At 41.9% G+C, this 20,013-nt stretch carries 16 protein-coding genes; 15 read left to right on the top strand and 1 reads right to left on the bottom strand.

All coding sequences use genetic code 11. The features are described 5' to 3' along the window. Positions 1-129: 129 nt before the first annotated feature. The 9 genes from Q0I54_RS02590 (at position 130) to Q0I54_RS02550 (ending at position 9,693) form a co-directional block, all read left to right on the top strand. Complete coding sequence (locus Q0I54_RS02590; protein WP_296116192.1) at positions 130-1,632, top strand: sodium:solute symporter; 1,503 nt, start codon at positions 130-132, stop codon at positions 1,630-1,632. 293 nt (positions 1,633-1,925) lie between these two features. Next, the gene (locus Q0I54_RS02585) at positions 1,926-2,930 is read left to right on the top strand and encodes an amidohydrolase family protein (RefSeq protein WP_296116190.1); all 1,005 of its coding nucleotides are present in this window, start codon (positions 1,926-1,928) and stop codon (positions 2,928-2,930) included. 335 nt (positions 2,931-3,265) lie between these two features. After that, the gene (locus Q0I54_RS02580) at positions 3,266-4,504 is read left to right on the top strand and encodes a Xaa-Pro peptidase family protein (protein ID WP_109214390.1); all 1,239 of its coding nucleotides are present in this window, start codon (positions 3,266-3,268) and stop codon (positions 4,502-4,504) included. A gap of 95 nt (positions 4,505-4,599) precedes the next feature. After that, positions 4,600-5,481 carry an NAD(P)-dependent oxidoreductase gene (locus tag Q0I54_RS02575; protein ID WP_296116188.1) on the top strand — a complete coding sequence of 294 codons (882 nt, stop codon included), beginning with the start codon at positions 4,600-4,602 and terminating at the stop codon, positions 5,479-5,481. A 68-nt stretch (positions 5,482-5,549) separates the two neighbouring features. Further along, positions 5,550-6,269, top strand: coding sequence for a cupin domain-containing protein (locus Q0I54_RS02570; RefSeq protein WP_296116186.1), 720 nt, complete (start codon positions 5,550-5,552; stop codon positions 6,267-6,269). A gap of 105 nt (positions 6,270-6,374) precedes the next feature. After that, positions 6,375-7,871 (top strand): sodium:solute symporter, encoded by a 1,497-nt coding sequence (locus tag Q0I54_RS02565; protein ID WP_296116184.1) that lies wholly within the window; start codon positions 6,375-6,377, stop codon positions 7,869-7,871. Positions 7,872-7,999: 128 nt separating this feature from the next. Further along, positions 8,000-8,125, top strand: coding sequence for a hypothetical protein (locus Q0I54_RS02560; protein WP_296116183.1), 126 nt, complete (start codon positions 8,000-8,002; stop codon positions 8,123-8,125). A gap of 26 nt (positions 8,126-8,151) precedes the next feature. Beyond that, positions 8,152-8,586 (top strand): transcriptional regulator GutM, encoded by a 435-nt coding sequence (locus tag Q0I54_RS02555; RefSeq protein ID WP_177957394.1) that lies wholly within the window; start codon positions 8,152-8,154, stop codon positions 8,584-8,586. A gap of 255 nt (positions 8,587-8,841) precedes the next feature. Continuing rightward, on the top strand, positions 8,842-9,693 hold the full coding sequence (locus tag Q0I54_RS02550) for a MerR family transcriptional regulator (protein WP_296116179.1): 852 nt from the start codon (positions 8,842-8,844) through the stop codon (positions 9,691-9,693). A gap of 164 nt (positions 9,694-9,857) precedes the next feature. Here the strand turns inward: Q0I54_RS02550 and Q0I54_RS02545 are convergent, their stop codons facing one another. Next, the gene (locus tag Q0I54_RS02545) at positions 9,858-11,990 is read right to left on the bottom strand and encodes a sigma-54-dependent Fis family transcriptional regulator (RefSeq protein WP_296116178.1); all 2,133 of its coding nucleotides are present in this window, start codon (positions 11,988-11,990) and stop codon (positions 9,858-9,860) included. A 254-nt stretch (positions 11,991-12,244) separates the two neighbouring features. Between Q0I54_RS02545 and Q0I54_RS02540 the strand changes: the two genes are divergently transcribed. The 6 genes from Q0I54_RS02540 to Q0I54_RS02515 all read left to right on the top strand — a co-directional run bounded on the left by Q0I54_RS02540 (position 12,245) and on the right by Q0I54_RS02515 (position 19,876). Continuing rightward, complete coding sequence (locus Q0I54_RS02540; RefSeq protein ID WP_296116176.1) at positions 12,245-13,201, top strand: thiamine pyrophosphate-dependent dehydrogenase E1 component subunit alpha; 957 nt, start codon at positions 12,245-12,247, stop codon at positions 13,199-13,201. 15 nt (positions 13,202-13,216) lie between these two features. Then, the gene (locus Q0I54_RS02535) at positions 13,217-14,191 is read left to right on the top strand and encodes an alpha-ketoacid dehydrogenase subunit beta (protein WP_296116174.1); all 975 of its coding nucleotides are present in this window, start codon (positions 13,217-13,219) and stop codon (positions 14,189-14,191) included. An 86-nt stretch (positions 14,192-14,277) separates the two neighbouring features. Then, on the top strand, positions 14,278-15,618 hold the full coding sequence (locus tag Q0I54_RS02530; protein ID WP_296116171.1) for a dihydrolipoamide acetyltransferase family protein: 1,341 nt from the start codon (positions 14,278-14,280) through the stop codon (positions 15,616-15,618). Positions 15,619-15,627: 9 nt separating this feature from the next. After that, on the top strand, positions 15,628-17,367 hold the full coding sequence (gene lpdA, locus Q0I54_RS02525; RefSeq protein ID WP_296116170.1) for a dihydrolipoyl dehydrogenase: 1,740 nt from the start codon (positions 15,628-15,630) through the stop codon (positions 17,365-17,367). A 21-nt stretch (positions 17,368-17,388) separates the two neighbouring features. Continuing rightward, positions 17,389-18,501, top strand: coding sequence for a 4-hydroxybutyrate dehydrogenase (locus Q0I54_RS02520; protein ID WP_296116168.1), 1,113 nt, complete (start codon positions 17,389-17,391; stop codon positions 18,499-18,501). 64 nt (positions 18,502-18,565) lie between these two features. Then, on the top strand, positions 18,566-19,876 hold the full coding sequence (locus tag Q0I54_RS02515) for an acetyl-CoA hydrolase/transferase family protein (RefSeq protein ID WP_296116166.1): 1,311 nt from the start codon (positions 18,566-18,568) through the stop codon (positions 19,874-19,876). The last annotated feature ends 137 nt before the right edge of the window (positions 19,877-20,013 follow it).

Below are 20,013 nucleotides of genomic sequence, written 5' to 3'. Positions count from 1 at the left end.
AACAGCTTAAGCAACAAGATGGATAATTCCTTACTGGCTGTAAGGGATATTAACCATAAATATATTGTAGTAGAGAGGAGGAAAGAAATGTAATGACTGTATGGGACTTGGAAAGGAGGAAAATAGGGTATGAACACTTCAGTGATCATAGTGGTAGTGATTTTGTATGAGATCGTATCTATCGGAGGCTGTGCGTTATACCTTAAGATGAAAGAGCGAAAGAATAAGGATGGACAGGCTACGGTTGGAGATGATTTCTCAACAGGGGGACAGAGCATGACATGGCCTGTGGTAGGGGCATCACTGGCATTGTCATTATTAGGCACTGTAAAAATTTTTGGTATCATGCAGCAGGCTATTAATCTTGGGGCAGTTATAGCATGGTTTTCCATAGCAACGATATTTCCACTGATCATGATATCACTTGGAACCGGGCGCTGGGTACGAAGACTGAAAGTTGCAACCATGCCGGAATTATTTGGAAAAATGTATGGTCAGAAAATCCGGTTATTTGTGTGTGCGGTAATAGCACTTCAGACATTTGTTATTCTTACGATAGAAACGCAAGGACTTGGAACTGTGTTTAATGCATTATCTGCCGGCAAAGTATCTGTTGCAATGGGGGCAATCATCGGTGGAATTATTGGAATTTTTTATGTGATCATAGCAGGAATGAAAGAAGTTGGTATGGTCAATGTTGTGAATGTAATCGTGATGTATGTTGGTCTGATCGCAGCAGCAATTATTTTAGGACATGTACTTCCGGGAAATGGCTGGAGCGATTTTGAAGCTTATTTTATGAACAGCGGTCAGGAGCATATGTTAAATTTCTTTGGCGCACCTGGGGTATTTTTCTCATTTGCTTTAAATAATATTCTGGCATTGCTTTGTGCACAATCCGTTTCACAGATGGGTGTGCAGTCTGCAATTGCTGCAAGAAGTGAAAAGGATATTAAGAGAGCTGTTCTTGTATCAGCACCGGTAAATGGTATTTTCGGACTAATTACCATGACAATGGGATTGGCAGGAAAATATATGGTAGAAACAGGAAATCTGTCACTTCCGGAAGGTGTGAAAGCAACAGGACAGGCAATTGGTACACAGGTTATCATACAGATGATGCCAGGGTGGGTAGTATGTCTGTTGCTGGCAGCATTTTTAGGAGCAATTCTTTCTACTTTTGCAATCACTACCATGGCACTTGGCTCCATATTTTTAAATAATATTTATATTCTGAAGCACCGGGACGCATCAGAAAAACAGAAAACGATGGTCGTACGCATTATGATTGTTATTACTGGTGTTGTTGCAATGGCAATTGCTTCCAAACTTCCGAATATCATTAACAGTGCAAACTGGTCCTTTGCATGGATTACCCCGTTATTTTTTACATTGGTGTTTGGTTTGTTCTGGAAACAGAGCCGGGTTGGTGCAGCAGCGACGATGGGTGTTTCGTGGATTGTAATTTTACTTTATACATTTACACCGTTGCCATCTATACTTGGCATTACACTGCCATTGATTTATATTGTTTTGATTGTTTGTATTGTAGTAGGGGTGATTTCCTATGCAGTAACAAAAGGAGAACGAGGTTACATGATACTTTGGAAGGAAGAACATGGAATCAGATAAGTATGCATGCAAATTATGGGATTGGAGGCGTAAATATGAGTTGGTTTGCAGCGTTTATGTTAAAAGGAATTGGAGTATGTGTCATTTTGGCAGTTGCAGCAACAATTGCCGGAGGGTTTATCAAAGATTATGATGAACAGTAGAAGGAGTGTGAAAGATGACATTTATCTATGAAATAGCAGAAGTTCAGTATATGGCACTGGTTATGATCGTACCTGCCATCTATCTGATTGCAGGATTTATCTGCAATGTAGGAAATAAAAACGAGTAGTAGGAAAAAGGAGAAGGATAAGATGATAAAGAAGATTGATCTGGAAAACCATTTTTATGACATTAGTTCCGTGGAGGCATTACAGTCGCGAGCAAAAGGAGATTATCCATACTGGGATAAGGAAACAAATACGATTCACTGGCTGGAAGGAATCGCGATGTGTCAGGATAAATTCTATGAAAATTTACTGGATTTTGCGAATATCAGATTAAAAATAATGGATGAACTAGGAATTGAAAAAGCTGTCATTTCTCTGGCTCCGGGTATTGAGGCATTGCCACCGGAAGAAAGTCGCATTGCCTGCAAAAAGGCAAATGATGCTTTATATAAAGTGATGCAGGAATTTCCGGGACGGTTTCTGGGATCAGCTATTTTACCGATACTGGATGTAGATGCAGCAGTAGAAGAACTGGAACATTGTGTGAAAGACTATGGATTTGTGATGTGGCAGACTCATTCCAATTATGGTGCAGGTATTGATCCGGATCAGAAAAAATTCTGGCCAGTCTGGAAAAAAGTTGCAGATCTTGGAATTTTTGCATATTTACATCCGACTGTATCACATCAGCCAAAGTTTAACGAATATGGTTATGCGATGGCGGCACCGGGGCTTGGATTTACGATTGATACAATGGGAAGTATTGTACGCATGATTCTGTCTGGAATTTTTGATGAGATTCCTGATCTGAAAATCGTATTGGGACATTTTGGAGAAGCACTTCCATTCTTGATGGAACGAATGGAGAATCGTTTTAGCTGGTTGCCGAATCCAAAACAAAAAAATAAGGAACAGATGGGCGCTTATTGGGGAAAGAATATTTTTGTGACGACTTCCGGAAATACATCTATACCGGCGTTTGAATGTACACGGGCTGCAATTGGCATTGATAGTATTATGTTGGGAACAGATTATCCATTTGAGCATATGGAAGAATGTGTGGCGTATCTTGATACCTGTCCGATGACAGAAGAAGAAAAAGAGAAACTGTATTATAAAAACGCAGAGAAATTAGGATTATACTTATAAAGAAAAAAATAGAGCAAAGAATTAATCTGAACATGGAAAAGAGAGCACCTGGCGGCGTATGTAGGCTGTTGGATGTTCTCTTTTTTTTCTGGATTTTCAGTTAGTTATCACAACTTTATAGCCGACTATAAGGTTTGCAGTTATATGATGTTATAGTTTAATAAGCATAGAATTGTGCAATATGTGCAGAAAATGACGAGAAAGTCAAAAACAACTGTGCAAAAATATGGTAATTTTTGCAAGGACTTTGTGGTTGACCTTATAGCAAGATGAAGGGATAGGATAAAGCCATAAAGAACACATAACCGAAAATCAAATTAGGAGGAGAAAAAGTTATGCCAAGATCAGGATTTAACGGGGTTGATTTCGAGGATAATATTAACTTTGAGCGACTTCACTCAGAGAGACTCGAAAGAGCAAAGAAATTTTTACATGAGTCAGAATTTGGAGCATTGCTCTGCTACGATTTTGACAATATCCGCTACATTACAGGTACACATGTAGGCGAGTGGAACAGAAATAAAATGAATCGTCACTGTTTGTTGATTGACGGATATGATCAGCCGATTCTGTTTGATCCGGCCTGCCCGTCCAAGAGACAGCGTGTTTCATGGATTCGTCCGGAAAACATCATGCCTGCAGTTGGTTCTATGAGAGGTTCCATTCCGGCTTCTGTCGGCATGGTACAGCAAGAAGTAGAAGAAATTATCAGCTACCTGAAAAAACATGATGTTTTTGATCAGCCACTTGGAATTGATATTGTGGATATTCCATTATATCAGGAGCTGGAAAGAGCAGGCGTCAAGATTGGTGATGGCCAGGCTGTTATGGTCAATGCAAGAATGATCAAGACAGATGACGAGATTCAGTTATTGAAATGCTCAGCAGCAATGGTTGATGCTGCATACTGGGATGTTGCAAAAAATCTTCGTCCGGGTGCAACTGAGAATGAGATGGCAGCACTGATCCAGCATCAGTTGTTTAAATGGGGTGCTGAGTCTGTAGAGTTTGTAAACTGTATTTCCGGTCAGCGTGGAAATCCACATAGCCATACAACATCCAATCGTATGATTCGACCAGGTGAGTTGGTTTATTTTGATGTAGGAAATGTATATAACGGATATCATACCTGTTATTACCGTACATTCTCCTGTGGAAGACCGACAAAAGCACAGGAAGAAGCGTATGCAAAAGCACTGAAATGGATTCGTGACGGTATTGACCAGATCAAACCGGGAGCTACGACAGCAGATGTTGCAAAAGTATGGCCGTCCGCACAGGAACTTGGATTTAATGATGAAAAAGAGGCATTCCTGCTTCAGTTTGCACATGGTATCGGACTTGGTCTGTGGGAGAATCCGGCAATTTCCCGCCTGTTCTCACTGGATAATCCGTTAGAGTTTAAACCGGGCATGACATTTGCAATTGAGACCTGGTGTCCGTCAGAAGACGGTACCGGTTCCGCGAGAATTGAGGAAGAAATTGTTGTTACAGAAACCGGACACGAAGTAATCACACACTTCCCATCTGACGAGATTGTATCCTGTGGTTTTGCAGGCTGTATGTTCCCGTAAGACAAAATGTTTCAATGATTTGCAGGGACTGCTATATCAGGGGGAAATCATAAAAGGGTGTAACAGTTCCTTCATATAAAAAGGAGGATAAAAAAATGGCAAAATTAGGTTACATTGGACTTGGAAACATGGGTAAACCAATGAGCAATCGTCTGCTTGATGCAGGAAAGGATCTTACAGTATGGAATCGTACTGCATCCAAGGCGGACGAACTGGTAGCAAAAGGTGCAAAACTTGCAGCAACACCAAAGGAAATCGGCGAAAATTGCGATATTATTTTCATTTGTGTTTCTGACGGACCTACATTAAAAGCCGTAACACAGGGCGAAGATGGTGTAGTTGCAGGCTTGACAGCAGGAAAAATCGTGATCAACATGAGTACTGTTGCTCCGGCTGAGTCCGAGGAGTTGAATGCTGCAGTAGAAAGCGCAGGATGCAAACTGATCCGTGGACCGGTTACAGGAAGTACTATGCTGGCACAGAACGGAACACTTGGTATTCTTGCTTCCGGCGATAAGGATACTTATGATATTGTTCTTCCTTATTTTGAAATTCTTGGAAAAAACCAGTTCTATCTTGGTGATGCAGAACAGGCTGTTGTATTGAAACTTGCAATCAATACAATGATCGCATCTACCATGCAGATTGAAGCAGAAGCAGTTGTATTATCTGAAAAAGCTGGACTGGATGTTGCTCAGGTCTGTGAAGTTATTGCAGGTTCTGCAGCAGGTTCACCACTTTGCGGATACAAAGCAAAATTAATCGCAGAAGGCGAGTATGCACCGGCATTTACTGTAAAACTGATGATGAAAGATCTGGATCTTGCATTTGATGCAGCAAAACAGTATGGCGTATCCATGCCTGCTACAGCAATCACAAGACAGCAGCTTCAGGCAGCTTCTGCAACAGGCAGAGCAGAGAAAGATTTCTCTATTCTGACACAGGTTCTGGAAGATGCATGTGGATATAAGAGATAAAAAGTAATAAGTAAACTAAGCAGGATATATAGGATAAATAAGATTAATAGGATATGGAGGATATTATTATGAGTTTTAAAGCATATGTACAGAATTTTTATGATATGAGAGATATGGCACCGGTTCAGCACGTAGGCGCACATTCCAGACCTTTTGCAAATGCAGCAAAGATGGGCTATGATCCGGCAGGAACAGAGTGGACATATCAGTATTTTTCAACCTGTGAGATTACATATGGCGGAGCTGCATTAATCGCAAACCACGGTCCGGCAGATCACATTTTCTATATTCTGGAAGGTGAAGGATATTCCATGATGAACGGAAAACGTTATGCTTACAAAGCAGGCGATATCATGTGGACACCAGGTAATTATGACCATGAGATGTATCCGGATGGAACTGCAAATCTGAAATTCCTTGTTACACTCTGTCCAAGAGGATTTAAACAGTCTGAGCCGTATATCAAGAACGTAAATGATGCAAAAGTAACAGAAAAAGAAGGTGTAACTTTCTTTACATTGGCAGATGAAGAGATAACAGGTTCTCCGACACAGGAATTCCATATTGTTGATGTATATCCGGGTGCAAAACTGACATTGGATACTCCAAAATCTGACGTGATCGCATATATGTACAATGGTCAGTGTGTTGCAACTGTTGATGGTGAAAAACTGGAAATGAACAGACAGGAAGATGCTGTTGTTATTCCAATGGGAACAAAATGGGAGATTGAAAATGTAAGTAAACAGTGCGTACGTTTTGCTTTATCATTAAGCCCTTGCCGTTAGGTAACAGTTTTTACAAACAAACATAGGTATTAAAGAAGGCGGCAGACAAATCTATAAATTATGACTTGTCTGCCGTTTTCTTTATTAAGGAGAGGAAGGTAGAAGATGAAAGTTGGATTGATTCTTGCTGTTATTATATATGAAATAGCAGTAGTAGCAATCGTCTCGATGGTTTTAAAGGCGGTAGAAAAGAAAAAAGCCCATACTGCTGCAGCAAGTGGGGATGATAAAGATTTCCTTCTGGCAGGTCGTAACATGGGAGTTATTACACTGGCACCAACGATTGCGTTGACGGTATTAGGTTCGGCACATATTACAGGTGTATTTGAAATGTCTTACGGAATGGGTGCAATAGCAATCTGGTTCAGTCTGGCGCATGTATTAATGGTTGTTGTAGCCTGTTTTGCAACCGGACAGTGGGTTCGCCATTTCGGTATTACTACAGTACCAGAACTTTTAAAAGATATGTATGGTCCTGGGGTAGCATTGGCAATTTCCTGTACGATGGCAGGACAGGTTTGGGGCGTACTTGTTCTGGAATGTCAGGGTATGGGTATTGTTATTACCGCACTGACGGGATGGCCGCTTCAGAATTCTATTATTGTAGGTGCAATTATCGGTATTCTCTGGGTTGTTTTTGCTGGAATGAAAGAACTTGGTGCTGTAAATGTAGTAAATGCAACCGTTATGTATATTGGTCTGATTATTGCAACAGTAGCAGTAGCATTTAAGATGCCGGGTGGAAACTTTAATTTTATTATGGATACATTTACCGGTGAAGAAGCATTTATGACAAATGTGTTTGGAAATGCAAACCTGTTTATATCCTTTGCTGTAGGTCAGATTATTGCAGTTACATTTTGTCAGGGTATTTCCCAGATGCTGATGCAGACGATGATGAGTGCGAAGGACGAGAAAACAATCCGTCGTTCGGTATGGCTGGCAGCTCCATTAAATGGTTTATTTGGTGTGTTTGCGGTAATTCTTGGTCTGGCAGCACGTGCGATACCGGAATATGCGGCAGCTGGAGCAAAAGAAGCAGCTATGACAATGCTGGTTGATCTGTTACCAGGCTGGATCAGTGCCGTTTTACTGGCAGCGTTACTGGCAGCAATTCTTTCAACCTTTGCAATGACAAGTTTGACACCGTCCACAATCTGGGTAAATGATATTTATCTGGGTTACATTAATCCGAAGGCAACTCCGAAACAGGCAACAAATATGACAAGAATCCTCATCGTCATTCTGGCGGTATGTGCAATGATCACATCAACTGCATTACCGACGATTCTTGATGCAATTGGATGGGTATTCTCATGGGTAATCCCGGTATTCTTCCTGGTTGCGTTTGGACTGTTCTGGAAAAGAAATTCGAAAGTTGCGATCGCAGCACTGGCAATTTCCTGGATTGCAAACATTTTATGGTCCTTTACCGGTATTCAGGCAGCCGTTGCAGGTGCAATCGGCGTAACTTTACCGAATGCATATGTAACATGTATTCTGACAATCGTAATTCTTGTGATTGGTAATCTTGTAAGTAAAAATGGCGAGCCGGGATATTACAAGATTGCAGAAGCAAAAATGAGAGAGCAGCAGAAATAGACAGGAGGTACAGGATGTTTTTAAAACTTTTTATTATTACAATTGTATTAATTCTTGTATTGTGTGCATGCGGTCAGTTAATTTACACATTGACACACAGAAAGAAATAGCAGGAAGGAGAACATATTATGGCAGATAGTGTTGCTCAGGTATATATGATAGGTGTAATGTGCATTATGGCATTTTTTGCAGTAAGCTGCCTGATTGGAGTTGGAAAAGCGAAGAAACGAAAAGATCTGGAAAACACGAAATAAAATTTTGAAAAAGGCTGGTGAAAGATATGGGACATATATCTATTTATACAATTTCAAACATTATTATTGTTGTAGGAGTAATCTGGGCGATTACCGGATTCTTTCAATATCTTCAGGTAGTAAAAATGAATAACATACTTCACCGGCTTGGTGCAAAAGCACCCCGTGTATTTCGTGGAATCAATGGTAAATTTTTCGCATTGCGGATGTATGTTCTTGCAGCTTCTGATGCGGAGGGAAAGATTCTGGATGCAAGTTATTTATATACCTCAATTCTCTTAAAACCTTCTAGGGAAGTAAAGGCCGATCAGCTTATTGGTCAATATATTCCGACTATAGACGTAACAAAATTGCAGCAGGATAAAAAAGTCTACCGCGCAGTATGCAATTTGCAGGAAGATTACAGGAAACGTTGTAATCTGAACGCAGGTCGCAAAGCGACTGCGTTCATGAGCAAGTAGCGAAAGCGGATTGCGAATGTTCGCTTTACTGTATGATCGGATGGCAGATACATAAAAATATGCGTATATGACGGAAAACGAAATTCCCGGAGAAATTCCGGGAATTTTCGGTTTTTGTACTTTGAAAAGAAATCCAAATGTGAGAAAAATTTGTTATAATGATTATATGGGAAAATACAATGCGCGGTTTTCAGTCCATGGTCTGGGGGGGGGTAAAAGTCAAATAAACTTTTCAACATAAGAGGAGGTACTTAAATGGAAGACAGGCAGTGGTTGGGAGTGAAAGAATTGGCAGATACGGTTGGGGTGTCGCGGCAGACATTGATTTATTATGATTCCATTGATTTGTTTAAGCCGGAATTTATTGACACGAATGGATACCGGAAATATTCAACAAGTCAGATCATGGAATTGCGGGAAATTCTTTTTTTGAAGAATAATAATGTTCCGCTGGAAGTTATCAAGGCAAATATTAAAAAGAAAAGTCTGGATAATATCAAGAAGGGACTGAAGGTGTCGCGGGAAAAGATGCTGACAGATATTGAAAGCATGAACCGTAAAGTGGAAAAAATCAACAACCGGATTTATGCATTAGAGCGGGCAGGACTGGAGTTATACACAGTATCGATTCCAATGATCAAATATTTCCCCAAAAGAATGCTGTTTATGATGCCATGGGGAACAACATTCATGACACGAAGTAAACTGTATCAGACGTTTATGAATATCAGAAAAGAACTTGGAAAGCTGAATTTTTCAGATGATCTTGGGTGGGGAGCATTTTTCCCGGAAAAAAATCTGGAAAATGAGGACTGGTTGAAAGAAGCAGGTGGATTTATTTATCTGCCGGAGGATGCAGAGATTGATATAGCGCAGTATAGTGAAAATGTCAAGACACTTCCGGCAGGAGAGTATCTGTGTATGAATCGGTATGACATGCCCTATCAACGGAAAGCAGTAGACGAATTGCTGGAATGGGCGAAACAACACGATATAAAGACAGAGGGAAATCTGATCGATGAGTGTTTACTGGATACAACATTTCAGGGAATTACGGATACGGAAAAAGTAGACTTTTCGCAGATTCAGATCTATATCAGACGGTAAGGTAAACAGGGAAGAAAGATTTTATCGAAAAAAATAACGTAAATAAAGGGAGCAGAGAAAACTTTTCCCGGCAAGACGAGCGTCAGCTACAGGGGGGATAAGTTTTTCTGCTCTCTTTTGCATCATTCGGTGATACAATGAATGCTTGTTCCACCTTTCGTATCCTATCGGTGAGTCAGATATCGGATTTCTGCCGGAACAATTTCATATTTTTCAAGTTTACGATAAAGTGTGCGGCGGCTTATACCAAGGCTGTCGGATGCTTTTTTTACATTTCCGCCACACTGTTTTAGGTGTTCTATAATCAGTATTTTTTCGGATTCCTCAGCTGTGATCGTGGAAGCTAAATGTCCGTTTTGAAGTGTAGTTTGCATATTTTTTGGAACATCTGACATCATAATATCTTCTTTAGAACGCGTATATTCTTCAGATAAATTCTCGAAAGAAGCATTGTTCGTGGTACTTTGGGAAGCATGCCCGTCAGTTGTTCCCTTTTGAGATAACGTTTTTGCCGTGAGTATCTTTTGCATATTAATAGGAAGGGCTTCTTTTGTCAGCATTCCGTTAGAGGTCAGAATACAGCAGCGTTCAATGACATTTTCTAGTTCCCGGATATTGCCTGGCCAGGTATAAGCTGCAAAGATTGATCGAACATCTTCTGAGATTTTCGTAATCGGTTCACTTTGAGGATTCTGATACTTTTGCAGGAAATAATCTGTCAGCAGGAAAATATCATCGCCGCGTTCACGAAGCGGAGGAATATGCAGACTGAAAACATTCAACCGATAATACAGATCACTTCGGAATATGTGATTTTCAATCGCTTCCTCCAGATTCACATTGGTTGCGGCAATGACGCGTACATTTAACGGAATGGATTTTTTGCCGCCGATGCGTGTGACAGATTTTTCCTGAAGCACACGCAGCAGTCGTACCTGCACTTCGTAAGGCATATCGCCAATCTCATCCAAAAAGATCGTCCCCCCGTTTGCCAGCTCAAATTTGCCGGCACGGCCTTCTTTTTTGGCACCTGTAAAAGCGCCGGAATCGTAACCGAATAACTCACTTTCAATCAGATCTTTCGGAATGGCACCACAGTTGATTGCCACGAAAGGACCGTTGGAATGTGGACTGTTATTGTGGATGGACTGGGCGAACAATTCTTTTCCGGTTCCACTTTCCCCGGTGATCAGAACACTGGTATTTCCTTGTGCGACTTTTAGGGCAAGACCTTTTAAACGCTGCAGTGCAGGACACTCGCCGATAATATTATGAAAAGTATAATGAGCATCTGAGCCCATAACCTTGTTAGCCAGTTGTTGGATATATTCGGTCTTCCGGAAAGAAATCAGAAAACTTTCTTTATTGCTGTAGTTTGTTGGTGCTACAAATTTAACGCTGATATAGCATTTAAAGGCTTCCTGTTTTCCACAGACAGTTGTCTCAAAATCGTATGTATTTTCTTTTAATTTTTCAAGTTCCAGATTTGGAAAAATCTCCCGGTAGGAATGATTTAATACGTCTTCTTTTGTAAATTTCAGGTCATGCAGTGTAATCGCATTTACATAGGAAATATTATAATCTGCATCGAGCAGGACGATACCGCTGTGGATGGAATCGATGCTGGTCTGGAGCTGATTCCGCATGGCTGTGAGATGTTCGTTTGCTTCTGTCAGATAAAGCTGACGGGAAATGGCTTCTGCTGCAGACATTATCATGCCAAGGGTGTGTGGATGAGCACGTTCCCAGGATCCACTGATGCAGATGACACCGAGAATCTTGTTTTTGAGCAGGATCGGAGCGCCGGAGCAGGTCCAGTTAGAGCTGAGCTCAAAGTAATGTTCATAAGCAAAAAGCTGGATCGGTTTACCGGAAAAAAGAGGTGTGCCGATGGCATTTGTGCCAAGCACTGATTCCAGACGGCAGCTGCCTTCTGTCAATGGAATATCCTGATTTTTAGCCGTTTCTACAATGTCTGCATCTCCTACGAGTTTCAGAACATGTCCGTTTTGATCTGCAAACATGATCATAAAACCAGAGCCTTTTACAATCTGGTATAGATAATCGATAAATGAAGAAGCAATGTCATAAAGCACCTGATTTTCTGCAATGACTTTCTGTAATTGTTCCTGTGTTAAAATGTTGCAGCGGGCATCCTGTGCATTGATATGAAATGCCCTGGAACGCCGCCAGGAATCCAGTACTTCTTCCCGGATGATCATTTCCGGATGTCCGGTACCTTCCATAAAATCTTTGCGCGCCTGCTTTAAAGCAGACAGATAAGTATCTGAGATCATAATTATTCCCTTCTCTTGTAAAAAGATAATATTCCTATGTGTCATGTCCGTAAGCATCGGGTGTCACATAAAAAGTGTGTCATGCACATGTGTGTCATATAAAATGATAGCACATACGTGACAAAATGTCACATAAAAACGGAAAAACAGAAGAAAATGACACAAAAAATGCGAAAAAAAGATGGCATGCTTCTTGCTATATATAGAGTATCAAAAAATAACAATCAAATTTCTGAAAGGGAGGAAGGTTTGACGTGACAAAGCAGGAACAAAAACAGAAAGCAAAAGAGTTTTACACAATTATGTATCGGACCAGAAGATTTGAAGAAGAAGTATTTGAGTTTTACAAAAGAGGTCTGATGCCGGGACTGGCACATCTGTATCTGGGGGAAGAGGCAGTAGCAGCCGGCGTATGTGGTGCATTGGAGGAACGTGACTTCATTGGAAGTACACACCGAGGACATGGACATCTGGTTTCTAGAGGGGCAGATCTGAACAAGATGATGGCAGAGATTCTTGGAAAAGCAACCGGATATTCCAAAGGTAAAGGTGGTTCCATGCATATCATGGCGATGGACAAAGGAATCCTTGGAGCAAATGGTATCGTAGGCGGAGAAATCCCAATCGCAACCGGTTCCGCATATGCATCCAAATATAAAGGAACAGATGAAGTAACGGTATGTTTCTTTGGTGATTCCGCTTCCAATGAAGGAACTTTCCATGAGAGTATCAACATGGCAGCAGCATGGGATCTCCCAATCGTATATGTTGTAGAAAATAACCTGTACGGTATTTCCGTAGATATCCGTCGTGTAACAAAAGAGTATCACATTGCAAAACGTGCAGCTGGATACGGTATCGAGGGTATCACAATTGATGGAAATGACGTATTTAAAGTATATGAAGAAGCACAGAAAGCAGTAGAAAAGGCAAGAAAAGGCGGCGGACCAACTATTATTGAGTGTATGACCTACCGCTGGCAGGGACATCACGTAGGTGATCCTGGTCTGTATCGTCCGGAGGAAGAAGTAGAGGAGTGGAAAGCAAAAGAGCCACTGAAAATCCTTGAGGATAAGAAACTTCTGACAGACGAAGAAATCGCAGAGATTAAAGAGATGGTGGAAAAAGAGATTCAGGAAGCATGCAAATTTGCAGAAGAAAGTCCATATCCGGATATGGCAGAAGCCTATACCGACGTATTCGTAGATTAAGAGGAGGAACAGAAAATGAAAAATATGATGTATAGAGATGCCGTTCGGGAAGCATTAGATGAAGAAATGGCAAGAGACGACTCTGTATTTAATATGGGTGAGGATGTTGGATTCCTCGGTGGAAACTTTAAATGTACCGAAGGTCTGATGGACAAGTACGGAGATTTAAGATGTAAAGATACACCAATCTCTGAGCAGGGATTTGTCGGCATGGGAGTTGGAGCTGCTTTACGTGGACTCCGTCCGGTAGTTGAACTGATGTTTGGTGACTTTATGATGGTTTGTATGGATCAGATTTGTAACCAGATGGCAAAAATCACCTATATGTCCGGTGGACAGGTAAGTGTTCCGATGGTTATCCGTATGCCAATCGGTGGTGGACGTTCCTCCGCAGCGCAGCATTCCCAGTCTTTCCATGCATGGGTTGCTCACTGTCCGGGTATGAAAGTGGTTGTTCCGTCCACAGCAGCAGAGGCAAAAGGTTTATTGAAAACAGCAATCCGCGACAACAACCCGGTTGTATTTTTTGAGCATAAAATGCTTTACACAACCAAATTTGATGTTCCGGAAGATGAAGATTATACTATCCCATTCGGACAGGCAAGAATGGTATCCGAGGGTGATGATATTACAGTTGTAACAAACTCTATTATGACTGTAAAAGCAGAGAAAGCAATTAAAAAATTACAGAAAGAAGGTATTTCTGTTGATCATATCGATCTGAGAACTATTGTACCTCTTGATACAGACACAATTATCAAATCTGTGAAGAAAACAGGAAAACTGCTCATCGTAGATGAAGGACATGAGAGCTTTGGTATTAGCGGCGAAATAGCAACCAGAATCATGCCGGAAGTGTTCTATGATCTGGAAGCACCGGTGAAACGTCTCGGTACTGCAGATGTTCCGCTTCCATTCAGCCCGGCTCTGGAGTTTCCACTGATTCCGGATGATAAGAAAATCTACGCAGCAATCAAAGAAATGTTATAACAATTCCATTTCAGGCAGTTTTACAGAAAAATGTAAATCATGTGTCGGGGAATATGATAAGTCAGTAAAAATGGGAGGACATAAGAATGGCAGAAGTAATCTGTATGCCGAAACTCGGATTTAATATGGACGAGGGACAGCTTGTACGCTGGTGTAAAACGGTCGGCGAAGAAGTAAAAAAAGGCGAAGTACTTTTTGAGATAAATACGGATAAGACTACAATGCCGGTAGAAGCAACCGGTGACGGAGTGTTATTAAAAACAATGCTTGGAGAAAACGAATATGCAGATGTATTTACTCCGATTGCAGTTGTTGGTGCGGCAGGAGAAGATGCAGATGCAGCACTGGCAGCTTATGGTGACGGCGCAGAAGGAGGAAATGCGCCGGCAGCACCTGTTGAGGGAGAAGCAGCAGCACCTGTTACAATTGCTGCAGAGGAAGCTCCGGCAGTGGATGTCAAAGATCTGAAACTGACACCGAAGGCAAAGAAGCTGGTAAAAGACGAGGGAATCGATCCTGCATCCTTAAAAGAAATCAAAGGAACCGGTTTCCGAGGCGGTATCACAGCGAAAGATATTAAAGCATCACCACTTGCAAGAAAACTGGCAGAAAAGAGAGGTGTGGATCTTGCTACAGTAGCAGGAACCGGTATCAATGGCAAGATCATGAAAGCCGATGTGGAGAAAGCAGCAAGTGCAGCTCCGACGGCAGCACCTGTAGAAAATCCGGATAAGAAGATTCTTTCTTCTGTTCCTTACAAGGGAGTACGTAAGATTATTGGTGATAAACTTGCTGAGAGCAAATTTACAGCACCGCATCTGTACTTTACAGACGCTGTAGATACAACAAATATGACTGCTTTCCGTAAACAGATGAACGAAGTATCTGACAGAAAGATCACAGTATCTGACATACTTGTTTACGCGGCAAGCAAAGCATTGCAGAAATTCCCGGGAATCAATTCTTCTCTGGTAGACGGCAATATCGTGACATACAAGAGTACCAATATCGGTGTGGCAGTTGCCGGTGACAATGGTCTGATCGTTCCTGTTATCAAAAATGTTCAGGAGAAGACTTTGACAGCCATTTCTGAAGAAAACAGAGATCTGGTTGACCGTGCAAAAGAAGGTCATCTGAAACCAGAAGAATATTCCGGAGGAACTTTCTCAATCTCCAACCTTGGAATGTTTGGTATCGGTAACTTTACTGCAATTATCAATCCGCCAGAGGCAGCAATCCTTTCTATCAGTTCTGTTCGTAAGACACCGGTTGTCATCGAAGAAGACGGCGAGGACAAGATCGAGATCCGTCCGATGATGAACATTCAGCTTTCCGTAGATCACAGACTGATCGATGGCCTGTTGGCTTCACAGTTCGTAGAGTATATGAAAGAACTGCTGGAAAATCCGTTAAAAATCTTACTGTAGGAGGGCATCATGGCAGAAGTAATCATCATGCCAAAACTCGGTTTCAACATGGATGAAGGCGAGTTAGTAAAATGGCACAGAAAAGAAGGCGAAAGCATCAAAAAAGGAGAAGTCCTTTTTGAAATCAATACAGATAAAACAACGATGCCGGTAGAAGCTACCGCAGATGGAACCGTATTAAAAATTGTCCTTGCAGAAGGTGAAACTGCTGATGTATTCACCCCGATCGCCGTTGTCGGCGATCCGGGCGAGGATGCGGACGCAGCATTGGCTGCAGCAGGCGCAGAGGTGGATGCACCGACTCCGGTACAGGCAGAAGAAACTGCAAAAGTAGTAGAAGCTACACCGACTCTGGCAGCAGTTTCAGGAAGTTACGATTACGAAGTGATCGTTATTGGTGCTGGACCGGGCGGTTATGAGACAGCAATCAAATCTGCTCAGTCCGGCAAGAAAACAGCCATTGTGGAAGCAAAACATTTTGGTGGTGTATGTCTGAATGAGGGATGTATTCCGACAAAGACACTGGTTCGTACCGCAAATCTGTATACAGAAATGAAAGAAGCAGAGAAATTTGCAATCTTCGGAGTCGATCAGTCTGCATTAAAAGTAGATATGAAGAAACTGCAGGATCGCAAAAATGGTGTAGTAACGACTTTAACAACCGGTGTACAGGGATTGTTACGCGGTAATAAAGTGTCTATCATCAATGGTCATGCTTCCTTTACAGATACACATACCATCGAAGTAGAAGGAAAAACTTATACATCTGAGTACTTTATCATTGCTACCGGTTCCAACACATTTATGCCGCCGTTTATTCCACTGGAAGGCAATACAAATGTGATCACAAGCCGCGAAGCATTAAATATTGATTCACTTCCAGAGTCCATCGCGATCATCGGTGGTGGTGTTATCGGAATTGAGTTTGCACATGTATTCTCACACCTTGGTTCCAAAGTAACTGTTCTGGAGCTGATGGATCACATCTTGCCAATGGTAGATGAAGAAGTGTCCGATATGGCGAAAAAACGTATGGAGAAAAACGGTGTAGTATTCTGTAACGGTGCAAAAGTACAGAAAGTAAAAGACAATAGCGTTATTTATGAATACAACGGAGAAGAAAAATCCGTAGAGGCAGAAGTTGTTCTGATGGCAGTCGGACGTGTAGCAAATACCGACGGATTGAATGCAGAAGGCATCGGCATCGAGTTTGAGAAAAAGGCGATCAAGACAGATGGCCATATGCATACAAATATCCCGAATATTTATGCCATTGGTGATGTTAATGGAAAAGTTATGCTGGCACATACCGCATCCCATGAAGGTTTTGTTGCAGTGGCAGACATTTGTGGCGAAGGTGGTCATGAAATGGATTACGGCAGAATTCCATCCTGTATCTATCTGGATCCGGAAATTGCCTGCATCGGTCTGACAGAGAAACAGGCAAAAGAAAAAGGCTATGACATTCAGGTCGGCAAATTCCCGATGATGGCAAACGGCAAATCTCTGGTTGAGGGAGACACCGACGGAATCGTAAAAGTGATCCTGGATAAAGAACTGGGAGAAATCCTTGGTGTACATCTGTATGGAAAACATGTGACAGACATGATTGGAGAAATCTCTGTAGCAATGAATCTGGAAGCAACTGCTGAGGAAGTGATCGGAGCCATCCATCCGCATCCAACGGTTTCTGAGGCAATGCCGGAAGCATTTATGGCAGCTTTCTATGGCCGGGCAATTAACTGCTAAGCATCGGCGAAAGGAGAACAAATGCAGGAATTAATGTTAAAACCAACCATTTTTAAATATGATACCGTAAAAGAATTTGTAGATGAATTTAAACCGGGTAAAGGTGATCTGGTTATCACAAATGAGTATATTTATAATCCGTATTTCGGGCAGATGAATCTGGAATGTGATGTGATTTTTCAGGAAAAATACGGTGCGGGTGAGCCATCCGATGATATGGTAGAAGCAATGTATAAAGATATCAAAGGAGAACATAAGCGTGTAATAGCCATCGGTGGTGGAACTGTCATTGATATTTCCAAACTGTTTGCATTACAGACAGTTTCTCCGGTTTTGGATCTGTATGACGGCAAAATTCCGCCGGTCAAAAACAAAGAGCTGATTTTGATTCCGACCACTTGTGGAACAGGTTCCGAAGTGACCAACATTTCCATCCTTGCGTTAAACAGCAGAGGAACCAAAAAAGGTCTGGCGGTGGATCAGATGTATGCGGATACCGCCGTACTCATTCCGGAGTTGTTGGAAGGACTTCCGTTTGGCGTATTTGCGACAAGTTCCATTGATGCATTGATCCATGCCATTGAGTCCAGCCTTTCCCCGAAGGGGAATGAGACAACAAGACTGCTTGGATATCAGGCAATCAGCATGATCCTGAATGGATATAAAGAAATTGCAGAAAAAGGAAAAGAGGCACGGATTCCGCTGCTCAGCCAGTTCCTTATGGCTTCGAACTATGCGGGCATCGCCTTTGCAAATGCAGGTTGTGCAGCCGTTCATGCAATGAGCTATCCGCTGGGAGCTACTTATCATGTGGCACATGGAGAATCTAATTATGCGATGTTTACCGGAGTTATGAAAAATTATATGGAACTGAAAACGGATGGGGAGATTGCAGTTCTGAATAAATTTATTGCCCATATTCTTGGATGTAATGAGAAAAACGTTTATGAGGAACTGGAGAAACTGTTAAATGTAATCATCCAGAAAAAACCATTACATGAGTATGGTATGAAAGAGTCTGAGATTGAAGAATTTGCAGATTCCGTTCTGGAAAATCAGCAGCGTCTGCTGACAAATAACTTCGTGCCATTAGACAGAGACAGACTGATCAAAATCTACAGAGAACTTTATTAATAATATAACAGCGTCAGATGTTCTCTGATAAGGGGGCGTCTGGCGACAGAAAAGGGGACTTTTTATGGACTGGAAAAAAATATATAAGGGAAGAACCTGTACGGCAGAAGAAGCAATATCCCATATCCGATCCGGAGAACGGGTGGTTGTAGCGCATGCATGTGCAGAACCGGTAGTCCTCACAGATGCAATGACAGCGGCAGCCGAGAAGTACGACTGGAAGGACGTAGAAGTTGTACATATGGTTGCTATGGGAAAGGCCGGTTACTGTGCACCGGAGATGGAAAAATATTTTCGACATAATGCATTGTTTGTCGGAGGATCTACCAGACAGGCAGTAGAGGAAGGACGTGCAGATTTTACGCCGGTTTTCTTCTCTGAAGTACCAAATCTGCTTCGTAATGACATGCATGTAGATGTGGCGCTGCTTCAGGTCAGCGCACCGGATGAACATGGTTACTGTTCTCTTGGGGTATCCTGTGATTATACCAAAGCGGCGGCTGAGTGTGCAGCGATTCGAATTGCACAGGTGAATGAAAAAATGCCAAGAGTCATGGGAGACAATTTTATCCATGTATCCGAGCTGGATTATATTGTTCCAATGGATACCGATCTGATCGAACTTCAGCCGCCAAAGATCGGTGAGGTGCAAAAAAAGATCGGAGAGTACATTGCGTCACTGGTAAAAGACGGAGATTGTCTTCAGTTGGGAATCGGAGCAATCCCGGATGCGGTTTTGATGTTTTTAAAAGATAAAAAAGACCTTGGTATCCATTCTGAAATGTTTTCTGATGGTGTAGTTGATCTGATCAATGCGGGTGTGATCACCAACAAATGCAAACAGATTGATAATGGTCAGTGCGTGGCAACGTTCCTGATGGGAACAAAGAAATTATATGATTTTGTAGACAATAATCCGATGGTTCAGATGAAAACGGTGGATATCGTAAATGATCCACGTGTGATTTGCCAGAATGACAATGTGGTATCCATCAATTCCTGTGTGGAAGTGGATCTGATGGGGCAGGTTTGTTCTGAGTCAGTGGGCTTAAAACAGATTTCCGGAGTCGGCGGTCAGGTTGATTTTGTACGGGGAGCAAATATGTCAAAAGGCGGCAGAACCATCATGGCGATGCCGGCTACAGCAGCAAAAGGAACGATCTCAAAGATCGTACCACTCCTTTCAGAAGGAGCGGCTGTCACAACATCCAGATGCGATGTGGATTATGTTGTGACAGAATACGGAATTGCAAAATTACATGGATGTACGTTAAGAGAACGTGCATATCAGTTAATTCATATCGCAGCGCCTGAGTTCAGAGAAAGTCTGAAACAGGAATATGAAAAACGGTTTCGCTGCAAATTAGAAGATTAAGTATATCAGGTCAGAAGTGGACGCCATCCCTTTTTTGAACGTTTTCAGATATATTTAATTTCACTACCCTCTTTTTTGGGAATCATCGGCGGCCGATGGTTCCCTTTTGCCTTATTTGAAAGAAAATTACGCTGAAC

The organism is uncultured Eubacterium sp., from assembly GCF_934295145.1.
Classification (GTDB): domain Bacteria; phylum Bacillota; class Clostridia; order Lachnospirales; family Lachnospiraceae; genus Eubacterium_I.
Note: the sequence above shows the minus strand (reverse complement) of the source record. Positions and strands in the feature narration are given on the sequence as shown.

Bases quoted from the DNA above. Each gene is read 5' to 3' on its own strand.
- Q0I54_RS02590 (WP_296116192.1), top strand. From the start codon at position 130: ATGAACACTTCAGTGATCATAGTGGTAGTGATTTTGTATGAGATCGTA.
- Q0I54_RS02545 (WP_296116178.1), bottom strand. From the start codon at position 11,990: ATGATCTCAGATACTTATCTGTCTGCTTTAAAGCAGGCGCGCAAAGAT.
- Q0I54_RS02530 (WP_296116171.1), top strand. From the start codon at position 14,278: ATGGCAGAAGTAATCTGTATGCCGAAACTCGGATTTAATATGGACGAG.
- Q0I54_RS02550 (WP_296116179.1), top strand. From the start codon at position 8,842: ATGGAAGACAGGCAGTGGTTGGGAGTGAAAGAATTGGCAGATACGGTT.
- Q0I54_RS02575 (WP_296116188.1), top strand. From the start codon at position 4,600: ATGGCAAAATTAGGTTACATTGGACTTGGAAACATGGGTAAACCAATG.
- Q0I54_RS02570 (WP_296116186.1), top strand. From the start codon at position 5,550: ATGAGTTTTAAAGCATATGTACAGAATTTTTATGATATGAGAGATATG.
- Q0I54_RS02555 (WP_177957394.1), top strand. From the start codon at position 8,152: ATGGGACATATATCTATTTATACAATTTCAAACATTATTATTGTTGTA.
- Q0I54_RS02520 (WP_296116168.1), top strand. From the start codon at position 17,389: ATGCAGGAATTAATGTTAAAACCAACCATTTTTAAATATGATACCGTA.
- Q0I54_RS02535 (WP_296116174.1), top strand. From the start codon at position 13,217: ATGAAAAATATGATGTATAGAGATGCCGTTCGGGAAGCATTAGATGAA.
- Q0I54_RS02515 (WP_296116166.1), top strand. From the start codon at position 18,566: ATGGACTGGAAAAAAATATATAAGGGAAGAACCTGTACGGCAGAAGAA.
- Q0I54_RS02585 (WP_296116190.1), top strand. From the start codon at position 1,926: ATGATAAAGAAGATTGATCTGGAAAACCATTTTTATGACATTAGTTCC.
- Q0I54_RS02565 (WP_296116184.1), top strand. From the start codon at position 6,375: ATGAAAGTTGGATTGATTCTTGCTGTTATTATATATGAAATAGCAGTA.
- lpdA (WP_296116170.1), top strand. From the start codon at position 15,628: ATGGCAGAAGTAATCATCATGCCAAAACTCGGTTTCAACATGGATGAA.
- Q0I54_RS02560 (WP_296116183.1), top strand. From the start codon at position 8,000: ATGGCAGATAGTGTTGCTCAGGTATATATGATAGGTGTAATGTGCATT.
- Q0I54_RS02580 (WP_109214390.1), top strand. From the start codon at position 3,266: ATGCCAAGATCAGGATTTAACGGGGTTGATTTCGAGGATAATATTAAC.